Genomic DNA, 12,827 nt, shown 5'->3' on the forward strand with positions numbered 1-12,827 from the left:
CTCCAAAGCGTTGCGCGTCACCGGCCGATAATCACTCGGCCGCCGCCACGTGTCGTCTGCTCAGCCCACGCATGAATTCGTCGAGCGCTGCCGTCTGCTCCGGGTTGAAGTGCAGCCCGCGCTTGGTGCGGCGCCACAGCACGTCCTCGGCGGTGACCGCCCACTCGTTCTCGATCTGATAGCGGACTTCCGCCTCATAGAGGTCGCCACCGAAATTGCGGCCGAGATCGGTATAGGATTTGGCCAAGCCCAGCAGCTTCTCGGCACGTGTGCCGTAAAGCCGCGTGAACCGGCGCGCGAGCCGCTGGTCGAGGAACGGATAGGCGCTCTTCAGCCTGGCAACCTGCGCATCGAAGCCGGTCGCCGGGAAATCGCCGCCGGGCAGCGGCGCGTCATGCGTCCACGGCTTGCCGCGTTTGCCGAGAAAACCCTCGATCTTGTCCAGCATCGATTCCGCCAGCCGGCGCGACGTGGTAATCTTGCCGCCAAACGCGTTGAGGAGCGGCGCGCCCTCCCCGACATCGGCCTTCAGCACATAGTCGCGGGTCGCTTCCTGTGCTTTCGAGGCGCCGTCGTCATAGAGCGGTCGCACCGCCGAATAGGTCCAGACGATGTCCGACCGTGTGACCGGTTTCGCGAAATACTCGCTCGCCGCGGCGCAGAGATAGTCGATCTCGGTGTCGCTGATCTTCACGTCATGCGGATCGCCGGGATAGTCGCGATCGGTGGTGCCGATCAGCGTGAATTCTTCCTCGTAAGGAATGGCGAAGATGATACGGCCATCCTTGTTCTGGAAGAAATAGGCGCGGGGATCGTCGAACTTCTTGTTGATGACGATGTGGCTGCCCTGCACGAGGCGGACGTTGTGGACGTCGTTCTGGCCAACTGCGGCCTGCAGCACTTGATCGACCCAGGGTCCGGCGGCGTTGACCAGCAGCCGCGCGCGGATCTCTTCGGTCTCACCGGTCGAAACGTTCTGGATCTGTATCGTCCACAGCGCCTTCTCACGGCGCGCGCTGACGACCTTGGTGCGCGTGCGGATGATGGCGCCCCGGTCGGCGGCGTCGCGAGCGTTCAGCGTCACGAAGCGGGCATCGTTGACCCAGCCGTCTGAATATTCAAAGGCCTTCTGGAACAAGGGCTTCAAAGGCTTCCCGGCCGGATCGCTGGCCATGTCGAGCGTCTTCGTCGCCGGCAGTAGCTTGCGGCCGCCAATATGATCGTAGAGGAACAGCCCAAGCCGGATCAACCAGGCCGGCCGCAGGCCCTTGGCGTAAGGCAGCACGAAGCGCATCGGCCAGATGATGTGCGGCGCGTTCTTCCACAACACCTCGCGCTCCATCAGCGCTTCGCGCACCAGCCGGAACTCATAGAATTCGAGGTAGCGCAGGCCGCCGTGGATCAGCTTGGTCGAGCCGGAAGATGTCCCGCTGGCCAGATCGTTCATTTCCGCCAGGAAGACTGAAAATCCGCGGCCGACGGCGTCGCGGGCTATGCCGCAGCCATTGATGCCGCCGCCTATGACGAAAATGTCATGGATCGGAGATGCGTCCACAAATTCCTCCAACGATTTCGCATTGCACCATTTTTTTGTTTTGCGAAACCGTGACGGAATTATTTCGAACTCAAACCGAATGTCAAACGAAATATCGCAGCCGTGCGGGACGCCCTGCTATGCGCCTACGAAATCGTCGTCTCGATCAGGCGCACTTCCGTTTCCTCGCAGATCCGGCGAACCGAGGGGATATCGCAACGATCGGTGATGAAGGTATTGACCTGCGAAAGATGGCCGATGCGGACCGGCGCCGTGCGCTCGAACTTGGTCCGGTCGGAAACTAGAATCACGTGTCGGGCATTGGCGATGATGGCCTGAGCCACCTTCACTTCGCGAAAATCGAAATCGAGCAACGCGCCGTCATGATCGATCGCCGAGGCGCCTATAACCGCATAGTCGACCTTGAATTGACGAATGAAATCAACGGCCGCCTCGCCGACTATGCCACCGTCGGAGCCGCGCACCACGCCGCCGGCAATCACCACTTCTATCGAAGGATAGATACGCATCCTATTGGCGACATTGATGTTATTGGTGATGACCATAAGCCCGCTATGGTCGAGAAGCGCCTTGCTGACAGCCTCCGTCGTGGTGCCGATGTTGATGAACAGCGAAGCATTGTCCGGGATCAGCCGCGCTGCCGCGCTGCCGATCGCTTCCTTCTCGTCGGCGGCGATCTTGCGCCGCGCCTCATATTCCATGTTCTCGATGCCGGAGGGAAACAGCGCCCCGCCATGGATGCGGGTGAGCAGGCGCTGGTCGCACAGATCGTTGAGATCCTTGCGGATGGTCTGCGGCGTCACATTGAAATGTGTCGCCAGGTCATCGACCAGGACGCGGCCATGATCCTTCGCCATCTGGATGATTTCGGCATGGCGTGGCGACAGAAACATCGCGCGTCTCCCCCGTTTTCGTTTTTCCTCTCTATAAGCGAAAACGAAAGCGATGAAAAGGCACGCGCCGGCTAACGAAATCGACCGGACCGCGACAGAGCAGCCTGCGCGTCAGGCGAGACCGCGAGCAACCTCGATGATGACGTCGAAAGCGGCATCCACGTCCGCTGCCGTCGCCTCGAACTGGCCGGCCTGGAAGCGGATCGCAACCCGCCCATCGACCCGGGTCTGCGTCAGGTAGATGCGGCCATCCGTGTTGATGGCGTCCACCAGGCGCAGATTGTGCTCGTCAGCATCGGTGCCCGAGGGTGCGCGGTGCCGAAACGAAAACAGCGACAGCATGGGTTCGGTGACGAGTTCGAAATCGGCCTCCTTCGCCAGCCGCGCTGCCAGGCCTTCGCTCCAGGCGACATGGTTGCGGATCATGGCGCGCAGGCCTTCGAGCCCATGGGCACGCAGCAGGAACCAGAGTTTCAGCGCCCTAAAGCGACGGCCGAGCGGTACCGACCATTCCGAATAGTTGATGATGCCGTCATGGCCGCGCGTCTTGAGATAGTCCGGCTTGATGGCCAGCGTGCGCACCAAATCTTCCGGCTGGCGCACGAACTGGATCGAGCAGTCGAACTGCGCGCCCAGCCATTTGTGCGGGTTGAAGACGATCGAATCGGCGCCCTCGACACCGGCCCAGAAATGACGGTATTCCCGGCAGATCATCGCCGATCCGGCCCAGGCCGCGTCGACATGCAGATAGAGCCCGTGGCGTTTGGCGACGGCAGCCACAGCCGCGATGTCATCGGTGCCGCCGGTGCTGGTGCCGCCGACGCAAGCGATGATACCGGCAGGCAGCAGGCCGGCTTCACGGTCGGCAATGATCGCCGCTTCCAAAGCCGCCGTATCCATGGCGCGATAGCGCCCTGTGGCCGGGATGCGGACGAGGTTGTCCTCGCCGATGCCGGCGACCCAGATCGCGCGGTCGATCGAGGTGTGGACCTGGTCGGACGAATAGACACGCAGCCTCGCCTGCCCCGCCAGCCCCTGTTTGTTGCCCTGCCAGTCGAGCGACCGCTCGCGCATGGTCAGTACGGCGGCAAGCGTCGCCGACGAGGCCGAATCCTGGATCACGCCGGAAAAGCCGCCCGGCAGGCCGAGTGCCTGGCGCATCCAGTCGACAATGCGCGTCTCCAGCTCGGTTGCCGCCGGTGAGGTTTGCCACAGCATGCACTGCGCGGCCATCGCCGAGACCAGATATTCGGCCACCACCGAAACGGGCGCCGCGTTGGCCGGGAAATAGGCAAAGAAGCGCGGATGCTGCCAATGCGTCATGCCGGGCACGATCTTGTCTTCGAAATCGGCGAAGATCTTGTCCATTGGCTCGGGCGTCTCGGGCGGCGAGGCTTCGATGCTCCTGAATATGTCACCCGGAGCGATCGCCGGCCGCACCGGCCGGTCGCGCAGGCCGGCACGGTAATCGACGCCCCAGTCAGCCGCCCGTCTCGACCAGTCGCGGAACTCCTTGCTGTCCATATGTCCTCCCAATCCGGCCAACTGCGCAGCACCGCGCGCCGTTTCAGCATTTGATTAACATGTTAAATAGAATCAGGCAACGGGCGGCGAATTGCCAGGCCCTATCCCGGAAAATCCGGCAGGCTGGCAAAGGCCGTCTTCAAGGCGTTCGACCAGCCCTGGGAAATGGCGCGGTAATAGGGATCGTCCTGGCCGATCCGTTTCTTCAGTCCAACCTGGAACGCGTCGTTTTCCAGGAACAACAGATCGAGCGGCAGGCCGACCGACAGGTTCGATTTCAGCGTCGAGTCGAAGGAAACCAGGAGCAGCTTCACCGTCTCCGCCAGGCTCATCGCACGGTCGTAGGCGCGGATGATGATCGGCTTGCCGTATTTGGTCTCGCCGATCTGGAAGAACGGCGTGTCATCGGTCGATTCGATGAAGTTGCCTTCCGGATAGATCATGAACAGCCGTGGCGGACTGCCCTTGATCTGGCCGCCAAGGATGAAGGAGGCGTTGAAATAGGAATCGGCCTTCTCACCGGCGGGCGAGGCATTCGCGATGACTTCCTTCACAGTGTCGCCGACCAACCGCACCGTCTGGTACATGGACGGCGTCTCGAGCAGCGCCGCGTGGCGCTCGCCGATCGCCTTGTTGCGTTCTTCGAGCAGGCTGACGACGGCCTGCGTCGTGGCGAGGTTGCCGGCCGACATCAGCACGATGACGCGCTCGCCGGGCTGCTCCCAGACATGCATCTTCTTGAAAGTCGAGATCGAATCCATGCCGGCGTTGGTGCGCGTGTCCGACATGAACACGAGCCCGCGATCGATCTTGAGGCCGACGCAATAAGTCATAATTGCTTTCTGGTAGTGATTCCCAGCGAAGATTACTGCTCCACCGTGACCGTGACAGCAAGCTTCTCTTCCGCGTGGCCCATCACTATCCCCGATACCGGCGAGGCATCGCGGTAGTCGCGTCCCGTCGCCACGCGCACATAACGCTCATCCGGGGAGATGCCGTTCGCGGGGTCGAAGGCGACCCAGCCGAGCCCGGCAACATGCGCCTCCGCCCAAGCATGGCTCGCCGCCTGTTCGATTGCTGCGTCCATCATCAGATAGCCGCTGACATAGCGGGCGGGAAAACCCATCGCGCGCGCCGCGGCGGCGAAAATGTGGCTGTGGTCCTGGCAGACGCCGCTCTTCAGCGCCAAGGCCTCTTCGGCGGGCGTAACCACACTGGTGGTGCCTGGCTTGTAGGCGACGCGCTCGCCAATAGTGGCCATCAGCCGATGCAGCCGGTCGATATCGCTGCCCTCGCCGAGCGACCCGACAAGCGCGCGGACACCGTCGCCGGCGGTGGTCAGCGGCGTCTGCTGGCAAAACAGCCAGAGCGGCGCAAAGCCATGGTGCGGGCCCGATACCCCTGCCGTATCGCGCGTCGTCACCTCGCCTGTCGCCTCGATCGCGATGGTGTTGTGGCCGCCTTCGGCGCTGACCAGACGTGTATCGTTGCCGAACTGGTCGGTGAAACGGACCTCGCCGCGCGCGCCCTCGATGTTGATCGCCCAGGCCGCAACGGTCTGGGTGTGGCCGCTGAGCGGCAAAAGGCGCAGGCGCTGCAATAGGTATTGCACCGGCGCGTCGTAGCTGTACTCGGTTCGGTGGGTGATCTTGAGCCGCATGGTGCCCGCCTCGGTGTCAGCGCACGATCAGAAGAAACGATAGTTCTGGGCAATCTCGTCGCCCAGCCTGGTGTTGTCGCGAATGAATTCGGCCAGGAATTCATGCAGGCCGTGGTCGAAAATGTCCTTGATCGACCCCCTGCGCAACGTCGCCTGGATTTTCTCCGCCGTGGCGTGGCAGGCATGTCGCTCGCCATAGTCGTCACCGAGGAATTTGAGATGCTCGCCAAGGAAGCGGTAGCAGAAGGTGAGTGAGCGCGGCATGCGCACATTGAGGATCAGATAGTCGGCTATGTTCGTCGGTTTGTAGTCGGCTTCATAAACCCAGCGATAGGAGCGGTGCGCCGACACCGAGCGCAGGATGGATTCCCACTGGTAGTTGTCGAGCGTCGAGCCGACCCAGGAGAGCGACGGCAACAGCACATAATATTTCACGTCGAGGATGCGCGCGGTGTTGTCGGCGCGCTCGACATAGGTGCCGAGCTGCGAGAAATCGAAGATCTCGTTGCGTAGCATCGTGCCGTAGAACGAGCCGCGGATCAGCGCCGTCTCGCGCTTGATGGCATCCAGCACATTGGGCAGGTCGCGCTCGTCGATCGGCCTTGCCAGCATGCGCTTCAGCGCCATCCAGGCCTCGTTGATGCTTTCCCAGGTCTCGCGCGTCAGCGCCGTGCGCACCATGCGGGCATTGTTGCGCGCCGTCTCGATCGACGACATCGTGCTCGATGGGTTGGACGTATCGCGCAGCAGGAAGTCGGAGACGTTGGCGGCCGTATAATCCTGATATTTTCGCGAAAAGGCAGCGTCGGAGCCGGCGCTGAGCAGCACCGAGTTCCACTCCTCGGCAGCGCTTTGCGTGCGCGTCAGCGCCATGCGCAGGCCGGCGTCGACCAGGCGCGCCATGTTTTCAGCCCGCTCGATATAGCGGTTCATCCAATAGAGACCGTTGGCGGTGCGGCCGAGAAGCATGGGGGACGCCCTTCGGGCTAGTGAGTAGGGAATAGTGAGTAGGGAGCAGTAAGCGTTTGAATCTCAATGGAATATGGCATGTTTGTACCCTGTCCTTTCACTACTCACTACTCACTACTCACTATTCCCTACTCACTCGTCTCAATCATCCAACACCCAAGTGTCTTTCGTTCCGCCGCCTTGCGATGAGTTCACAACCAGCGAACCCTCTTTGAGCGCCACCCTGGTCAATCCACCCGGTACAATCTGGATCCGGTCGGAGACCAGCACATAGGGCCTGAGATCGACATGGCGCGGCGACAGGCCTTTTTCCGTCAGGATCGGGCAGGTCGACAGCGCAAGCGTCGGCTGCGCGATGTAGTTCGAGGGTTTCGCTTGCAGCTTCTTGGCGAACTCCTGGCATTCCTTCTTGGTCGCCGCCGGTCCGACCAGCATGCCGTAGCCGCCGGAGCCGTGCACTTCCTTGATGACCAGTTCGTGGATGTGTTCCAGCACATATTTCAGGCTGTCCGGCTCCGAGCAGCGCCAGGTCGGGATGTTGCCGAGGATCGCCTTGCGGCCGGTGTAGAATTCGACGATCTCGGGCATGTAGGAATAGATCGCCTTGTCGTCGGCGATGCCGGTTCCCGGCGCATTGGCGATGGTGATGTTGCCGGCGCGGTAGACATCCATGATGCCTGGAACACCGAGCGCGGAGTCCGGCCGGAAGGTCAGCGGATCGAGGAAGGAATCGTCGACGCGCCGGTAAAGCACATCGATCTGCTTGTAGCCTTCGGTGGTGCGCATCGCGACATGGCCGTCGATGACGCGCAGATCCTCCCCCTCGACCAGTTGCACGCCCATCTGGTCGGCGAGGAAGGCATGTTCGAAATAGGCCGAATTGTAGGAGCCCGGCGTCAGCACCGCGATGGTCGGTGCGCCCTTGGTGCTCTGCGGGCGCACGGCAGCGAGCGACTGGCGCAAGAGCTGCGGATAATTCTCGACCGGCCTGACTTTGATCTTCTGGAACAGCTCGGGAAAGAGCTGCATCATCGTCTCGCGGTTCTCCAGCATGTAGGAGACACCGGACGGCGTGCGGGCATTGTCCTCGAGCACATAGAATTCATTTTCCGAGATGCGGACGATGTCGACGCCGATGATGTGGGTGTACACGCCGGCCGGCGGCTTGACCCCGATCATCTCGGGCAGGAAGGCCTCGTTCTTGGCGATCAGGTCCCTCGGCACGCGTCCGGCGCGCAGAATCTCCTGGCGATGGTAGATGTCGTCGAGAAAGGCATTCAGCGCCTGCACGCGCTGCTCGATGCCTTGCGTCAACCGGCGCCATTCATTGCCGGAGATGATGCGTGGGACGATGTCGAAGGGGATCAGCCGCTCGGAGGCTTCCTGCTCGCCATAGACGGCAAAGGTGATGCCGGTCTTGCGGAAGACGCGCTCGGCATCCTGCATTTTCTGTGTGAGCCTGGCTGGATCCTGCTCCTTCAGCCAGCGATCGTACCCCTCATAAGGTCTTCTCAATCCGGAGACTTCCGGAAGCATTTCGTCGAACGCTGCCAATCGCCTACTCCCCTATGAAGCCATTTGAATGGCCTTGCCGGGAGAAAATCAAGAGCAATCGGTGATTTGAGAAGCAGCGGCGGTCGTTATGAAGAAATTGCCCAAGATTAAGGCAAGGCCTGCCGGCTTAGGTCAGGGACTGCCCGGCGACCGGGCATCGGGCGTGTCAAAACGCCCGGAAGGTGACGATCGTGAACGTGTCCTTGATTCCCGGCAGGATCTGCACACGCTCGTTGACGAAGTGGCCGACGTCTTCCTCGTCGTCGATATAGAATTTGGCGAGCAGGTCGAAATTGCCGGCGGTCGAGTAGATCTCCGAGGCGATCTCGGCATCGGCGAGCGCGCTGGCGACCTCATAGGCCTTGCCCAGATCGCATTTAATCTGCACGAAAAATGCCTTCATTGCCCGGTCCTGCCAGCCTGCTTCAAGAATAAGCGGCCCTTGTGGCAGACTGCCGCCCGGCTTTCAAGCATCAGGCGGCGCGCGCCTTGGCGACCGCTTGCCGCAATTCGGCGACCGGCAATCCGCGCCGGTAGAGATTGCCGCCGATCACGAGCGCCGGCGTGCCCCTCAGTCCGAAGGCGCCAGCCTGACCATCGGTGCGGGCCAGAAGCCCGTCAAGCTCGGCCTCGCGGCCGGCGATCCCCGCACGAATTGCAGCGGCGTCGACGCCAACGGAATCGAGAATGGCGTCGGTGCGGTGTGGGGAGAGCCCGCGCTGGTTGGTCATCAGCGCGTCAACCACCTCCGCGTAACGCGGACCGGCCGACAGCGCCATCAGTGCCGCATCGCGCGAGGCGTCGCCGAAGATCGGCCAGTCCTTCATCACCAGGCGAACGCCCTTGTCTTCGGACATGAGCTTTTGCAGCTCGATGAAGACCAGCTTGCAGACCGGGCATTGGTAGTCGACGAATTCGGCGATCGTCACATCGCCTTGCGGATTGCCAAGTGCTGGAATGGCAGGATCGAAGGCGACGTCCTTCACGCTCGGCATGGCTGCCGCCCAAACTGACACCGGGGCCAGCAGCGTTGCGGTGCCCACCAAAAACAGGCGACGATCGATTGGTCGTTCAAACATTTTCCGTCTCCGGGAAACGGTCTGCCCACCCGATGCAACGATGCGCCTTGCGCCTTAACGACTTGCTAAACACGACACCGTAGCGCCGAAAGGGCGAAATCTTCTCGCGGCCATGAAACCACGGCGCGCCGACGAGCGTATGTTAGATTACGTTCGCCAGAGCAATTCCAGGAAAAGTGTCCACGGTTTTCCGTCTGGAATTGCGTAAGGCAAAAATGGAGATTCCGGGGAGACAGGCCATGCGCCGCGCCTTGTTCGCATTCGCTTTGATGCCGATGTTCATGATCTCGCTTGCTTTTGCCGGCGACGCCGAGATCAAGGCCGCGCAGTCTGCCATCGACGGCCAGTTGAAAGCCTTCATCGCCAATGACGGCGCCGCCGCCTACGGCTTCGCGGCGCCCAATGTGAAGCAGATCTTCCCGACCGTCGACACCTTCATGAACATGGTCACCAACGGCTACGCGCCGGTGCGCAAGCCGCAGAGCTATTCCTTCGGCAAAGTCGAACAGACCGGCCCGGGCTCGATTGTTCAGCAGGTGCTGATCGTTGGCCCCGACGGCAAGGACTATGAGGCCGTCTATACACTGCAGCAGCAGCCGGACGGCAGTTTCAAGATCACCGGCTGCAGCCTGCGCGCCTCGACCTCGGTCAGCACCTGAGAGCGCTTCACAAGACTGGAATATCGCCCCGCGCCCAGCCTTCCGTGATTTCGGCGGCGCGCAGCTCGAAGGCTTGAGCCTCGATGGCGGCGCGGATGTCCTGCATCAGCTTCTGGTAGTAGGACAGGTTGTTCCAGGTCAAAAGCATCGCGCCGAGCGCTTCCTGCGAGCGCACCAGATGATGCAGATAGGCGCGCGAATAATCGCGCGCGGCCGGGCAGTCGCTCTCCTCGTCGAGCGGTCGCGGATCGTCGGCATGGCGGGCATTCCGGAGATTGACCTTGCCGCGCCGCGTATAGGCAAGGCCGTGGCGGCCGGCGCGCGTCGGCATCACGCAGTCGAACATATCGATGCCGCGCGCCACCGATTTGAGGATATCGTCCGGCGTGCCTACGCCCATCAGGTAGCGCGGCTTGTCCTCGGGGAGTTCCGGACAGGTGATGTCGAGCATTTCCAGCATCACCGCCTGCGGCTCGCCGACGGCAAGGCCGCCAACGGCATAACCTTTCAGCTCCATCGCCTTCAGCGCCTGCGCCGAGCGCACGCGCAGCTGAGCGCTGTCGCCGCCTTGGACGATGCCGAACATCGCCTTGCCGGGCTGGTCGCCGAAGGCCGTCTTGCAGCGTTCGGCCCAGCGCAGCGACAATTCCATGGCGCGCTCGATTTCTTTCGGCTTGGCCGGCAACGCGACGCATTCATCGAGCTGCATCTGGATGTCGGAATCGAGCAAGCCCTGGATCTCGATCGAGCGCTCCGGCGACATCTCGTAAGCAGCGCCGTCGATATGCGAGCGGAAGGTGACGCCTTTTTCCGTCAGCTTCCTGAGCTTCGACAGCGACATCACCTGGAAGCCGCCGCTGTCGGTCAGGATCGGCCACGGCCAGCGCGCAAACTCGTGCAGACCGCCGAGCCGCGCCACGCGCTCAGCACCGGGCCGCAGCATCAGGTGGTACGTATTGCCAAGGATGATATCGGCGCCGACGCCGCGCACCTGGTCCATATACATGGCCTTGACCGTGCCGCCGGTGCCGACCGGCATGAAGGCCGGCGTGCGGATCTCGCCGCGCGGCATGGAAACCACGCCGCGCCTGGCCTTGCCGTCGGTCGCCAGCACCTGGAAAGAAAAAGTCTCAGCCATTGAATTCCTTGTCGTGCACCGCAGCGTCGGGCGCCTGCTCATCGAGCGACTGGCGGTAGCGGATGCAGCCGCGGATGAATTTCGGCCATGGCGGCACGGCGATGGCCGGCTCGATCTTTTCCGGCAACAGCCCCCACAGGTCGGGGTGATGCCAGCACAGATCATGCCCGGTCGTGTCGCGATGCGCGCGAATGCCGGCGCGCAGCTTCTTCACTTCGCCAATCAGTGTGTCGCGGTCCATGTCATCGAGATCATCGTCCATCGCTCGTCTCCGCCCGGAAAAGCAGGCTTGCATCGCCATAGGAGTAGAATCTGTAGCGGTTGGCGATGGCGTGCGCATAGGCCGAACGCATCGTCTCCAGCCCGCTGAAGGCCGAGACCAGCATGAACAGCGTCGAGCGCGGCAGATGGAAATTGGTCATCAGCATGTCGGCCGTGCGGAAACGATAGCCGGGGGTGATGAAGATATCCGTGGGTCCGGACCAGGGTTCGACCGTGCCATCCGCTCGCGCGGCACTTTCGAGCAAGCGCAGCGACGTCGTGCCGACGGCGATGATGCGCCCTCCCCGGGCCCTGGCTTGGTCGAGCGCTTGCGCTGTCTCCGGGCTTACCGAGCCAGTTTCGGCATGCATCTTGTGGCCGGCGGTATCGTCGGCCTTCACCGGCAGGAAGGTGCCGGCGCCGACATGCAGCGTTACGAAATGGCGTTGAACACCCCTGGCATCGAGCGCGGCAAACAGCTCCGGCGTGAAATGCAGGCCGGCTGTGGGCGCCGCGACGGCGCCCTCTTCCCTGGCGTAGATCGTCTGATAATCGCTGCGGTCGCGCTCGTCATCGTCGCGCTTGGAGGCGATATAAGGCGGCAGCGGGATGTGGCCGACGGCGTGCAGCGCCTCGTCGAGGAACGGCCCGGACAGGTCGAAGCCGAGCAATACCTCGCCTGCTTCGCCCTTCTCGATCACCGTCGCGTCGAGCTGGCCAAGGAAGCAGGAATTGCCGTCATGGCCGAAATGGATGCGGTCGCCGGCGGCGATGCGCTTACCCGGCCGCATGAAGGCCTGCCAGCGGTCGGGCGCGACCCGCATATGCAGCGTTGCCTCCACCTGCGCAGCCGCCTCGCCGCGCCTGCGGATGCCCTTCAACTGCGCTGGAATGACCTTGGTGTCGTTGAACACCAGCACATCGCCTTCGCTGAGCAGCGACGGCAATTCATAGACGATACGGTCCTGCAAAGCCTCGCCAGGCCTGACGACCAGCAGCCTGGCGTTGTCGCGCGGCTCGGCGGGTCGCAGCGCGATGCGTTCGTCCGGCAGGTCGAAGTCGAAGAGGTCGACGCGCATCAGAACAGCCGGACGAGCAGCGCTCCGGCCAAGAGCAATACCGCACCGGCGACGCGACCGAGCGAGATCTCGCGCACCGCAACACCGAGGAAACCGATGCGGTCGATGAGCATGCCGGCCAGCAGCTGACCGGCAACAAGAAACGCCATCAGAGCAGCCGCGCCGATGCGCGGCGTGAGAATCGTGGAGAGCGTGACGTAGAAGCCGCCAAGCATGCCGCCGGCAACGAACAGCCACGGCGCCGGCGCCTTCCAATCCAGCGTGACGCCTTGCAGCTTCACCACCGTGACGGAGATGATGCCGAGCACGACTGCGCCCGACAGGAAGGAGAAGGCGGCGGCGGCGACCGGGAGACCCAGGCCGCGCGCCAGCTGCGAATTGATCGGCGCCTGAATGGCAATGAAGGCGCCGGACAGGATGCCGAGAAGCGACCAGACGACGCCCATCATTGTCGTT

The 12,827-nt window shown here is 62.6% G+C and carries 14 protein-coding genes; 1 reads left to right on the forward strand and 13 read right to left on the reverse strand.

The features are described from left to right. Positions 1–31: 31 nt before the first annotated feature. The 9 genes from glpD to AB6802_RS13850 form a co-directional block, all read right to left on the reverse strand. Complete coding sequence (glpD, locus tag AB6802_RS13810; RefSeq protein WP_371010663.1) at positions 32–1,555, reverse strand: glycerol-3-phosphate dehydrogenase; 1,524 nt, start codon at positions 1,553–1,555, stop codon at positions 32–34. Between the two features lie 125 nt (positions 1,556–1,680). Next, the gene (locus AB6802_RS13815) at positions 1,681–2,448 is read right to left on the reverse strand and encodes a DeoR/GlpR family DNA-binding transcription regulator (RefSeq protein WP_371010664.1); all 768 of its coding nucleotides are present in this window, start codon (positions 2,446–2,448) and stop codon (positions 1,681–1,683) included. Positions 2,449–2,559: 111 nt separating this feature from the next. Next, positions 2,560–3,972: an aspartate aminotransferase family protein gene (locus AB6802_RS13820; RefSeq protein ID WP_371010665.1), complete on the reverse strand. Its 1,413-nt coding sequence runs from the start codon at positions 3,970–3,972 to the stop codon at positions 2,560–2,562. A 101-nt stretch (positions 3,973–4,073) separates the two neighbouring features. Beyond that, complete coding sequence (locus AB6802_RS13825; protein ID WP_371010667.1) at positions 4,074–4,805, reverse strand: peptidase; 732 nt, start codon at positions 4,803–4,805, stop codon at positions 4,074–4,076. Positions 4,806–4,837: 32 nt separating this feature from the next. Next, a complete protein-coding gene (locus AB6802_RS13830) occupies positions 4,838–5,632 on the reverse strand; it encodes a transglutaminase domain-containing protein (protein WP_371010668.1) in 795 nt (264 codons plus the stop codon). 27 nt (positions 5,633–5,659) lie between these two features. Further along, on the reverse strand, positions 5,660–6,601 hold the full coding sequence (locus AB6802_RS13835; protein WP_371010669.1) for an alpha-E domain-containing protein: 942 nt from the start codon (positions 6,599–6,601) through the stop codon (positions 5,660–5,662). Between the two features lie 141 nt (positions 6,602–6,742). Beyond that, positions 6,743–8,155: a circularly permuted type 2 ATP-grasp protein gene (locus AB6802_RS13840; RefSeq protein ID WP_371010670.1), complete on the reverse strand. Its 1,413-nt coding sequence runs from the start codon at positions 8,153–8,155 to the stop codon at positions 6,743–6,745. A gap of 166 nt (positions 8,156–8,321) precedes the next feature. Then, positions 8,322–8,558 carry an Lrp/AsnC ligand binding domain-containing protein gene (locus tag AB6802_RS13845; protein WP_371010671.1) on the reverse strand — a complete coding sequence of 79 codons (237 nt, stop codon included), beginning with the start codon at positions 8,556–8,558 and terminating at the stop codon, positions 8,322–8,324. A gap of 70 nt (positions 8,559–8,628) precedes the next feature. Then, positions 8,629–9,234, reverse strand: a complete 606-nt coding sequence (locus AB6802_RS13850) for a DsbA family protein (RefSeq protein ID WP_371010672.1) — start codon at positions 9,232–9,234, stop codon at positions 8,629–8,631. 239 nt (positions 9,235–9,473) lie between these two features. Here AB6802_RS13850 and AB6802_RS13855 point away from each other — a divergent pair, with 239 nt between their 5' ends. Further along, on the forward strand, positions 9,474–9,893 hold the full coding sequence (locus tag AB6802_RS13855; RefSeq protein WP_371010673.1) for a DUF4864 domain-containing protein: 420 nt from the start codon (positions 9,474–9,476) through the stop codon (positions 9,891–9,893). A 7-nt stretch (positions 9,894–9,900) separates the two neighbouring features. Here the strand turns inward: AB6802_RS13855 and tgt are convergent, their stop codons facing one another. From tgt to AB6802_RS13875, 4 genes are read right to left on the reverse strand one after another with little or no spacing between them, the layout of a single operon-like run. Next, positions 9,901–11,031: a tRNA guanosine(34) transglycosylase Tgt gene (gene tgt / locus AB6802_RS13860; protein WP_371010674.1), complete on the reverse strand. Its 1,131-nt coding sequence runs from the start codon at positions 11,029–11,031 to the stop codon at positions 9,901–9,903. Continuing rightward, the gene (locus tag AB6802_RS13865; RefSeq protein ID WP_371010675.1) at positions 11,024–11,293 is read right to left on the reverse strand and encodes a hypothetical protein; all 270 of its coding nucleotides are present in this window, start codon (positions 11,291–11,293) and stop codon (positions 11,024–11,026) included. The genes tgt and AB6802_RS13865 overlap by 8 nt, the downstream gene beginning before the upstream one ends. Next, positions 11,283–12,371, reverse strand: a complete 1,089-nt coding sequence (gene queA / locus AB6802_RS13870) for a tRNA preQ1(34) S-adenosylmethionine ribosyltransferase-isomerase QueA (RefSeq protein ID WP_371010676.1) — start codon at positions 12,369–12,371, stop codon at positions 11,283–11,285. The genes AB6802_RS13865 and queA overlap by 11 nt, the downstream gene beginning before the upstream one ends. Further along, on the reverse strand, positions 12,371–12,820 hold the full coding sequence (locus AB6802_RS13875; RefSeq protein ID WP_371010677.1) for a DMT family transporter: 450 nt from the start codon (positions 12,818–12,820) through the stop codon (positions 12,371–12,373). Before AB6802_RS13875 ends, queA begins: the two co-directional genes overlap by 1 nt. Positions 12,821–12,827: the final 7 nt, after the last annotated feature.

It is taken from the genome of Mesorhizobium sp. RCC_202, from assembly GCF_041355295.1.
Lineage (GTDB): Bacteria > Pseudomonadota > Alphaproteobacteria > Rhizobiales > Rhizobiaceae > Mesorhizobium.

Excerpts from the sequence above, each read along its gene's own strand:
- AB6802_RS13830 (WP_371010668.1), bottom strand. The coding sequence starts at position 5,632 with ATGCGGCTCAAGATCACCCACCGAACCGAGTACAGCTACGACGCGCCG.
- AB6802_RS13850 (WP_371010672.1), bottom strand. The coding sequence starts at position 9,234 with ATGTTTGAACGACCAATCGATCGTCGCCTGTTTTTGGTGGGCACCGCA.
- tgt (WP_371010674.1), bottom strand. The coding sequence starts at position 11,031 with ATGGCTGAGACTTTTTCTTTCCAGGTGCTGGCGACCGACGGCAAGGCC.
- AB6802_RS13875 (WP_371010677.1), bottom strand. The coding sequence starts at position 12,820 with ATGATGGGCGTCGTCTGGTCGCTTCTCGGCATCCTGTCCGGCGCCTTC.
- AB6802_RS13865 (WP_371010675.1), bottom strand. The coding sequence starts at position 11,293 with ATGGACGATGATCTCGATGACATGGACCGCGACACACTGATTGGCGAA.
- AB6802_RS13825 (WP_371010667.1), bottom strand. The coding sequence starts at position 4,805 with ATGACTTATTGCGTCGGCCTCAAGATCGATCGCGGGCTCGTGTTCATG.
- AB6802_RS13835 (WP_371010669.1), bottom strand. The coding sequence starts at position 6,601 with ATGCTTCTCGGCCGCACCGCCAACGGTCTCTATTGGATGAACCGCTAT.
- AB6802_RS13815 (WP_371010664.1), bottom strand. The coding sequence starts at position 2,448 with ATGTTTCTGTCGCCACGCCATGCCGAAATCATCCAGATGGCGAAGGAT.
- AB6802_RS13855 (WP_371010673.1), top strand. The coding sequence starts at position 9,474 with ATGCGCCGCGCCTTGTTCGCATTCGCTTTGATGCCGATGTTCATGATC.
- AB6802_RS13845 (WP_371010671.1), bottom strand. The coding sequence starts at position 8,558 with ATGAAGGCATTTTTCGTGCAGATTAAATGCGATCTGGGCAAGGCCTAT.
- queA (WP_371010676.1), bottom strand. The coding sequence starts at position 12,371 with ATGCGCGTCGACCTCTTCGACTTCGACCTGCCGGACGAACGCATCGCG.
- AB6802_RS13820 (WP_371010665.1), bottom strand. The coding sequence starts at position 3,972 with ATGGACAGCAAGGAGTTCCGCGACTGGTCGAGACGGGCGGCTGACTGG.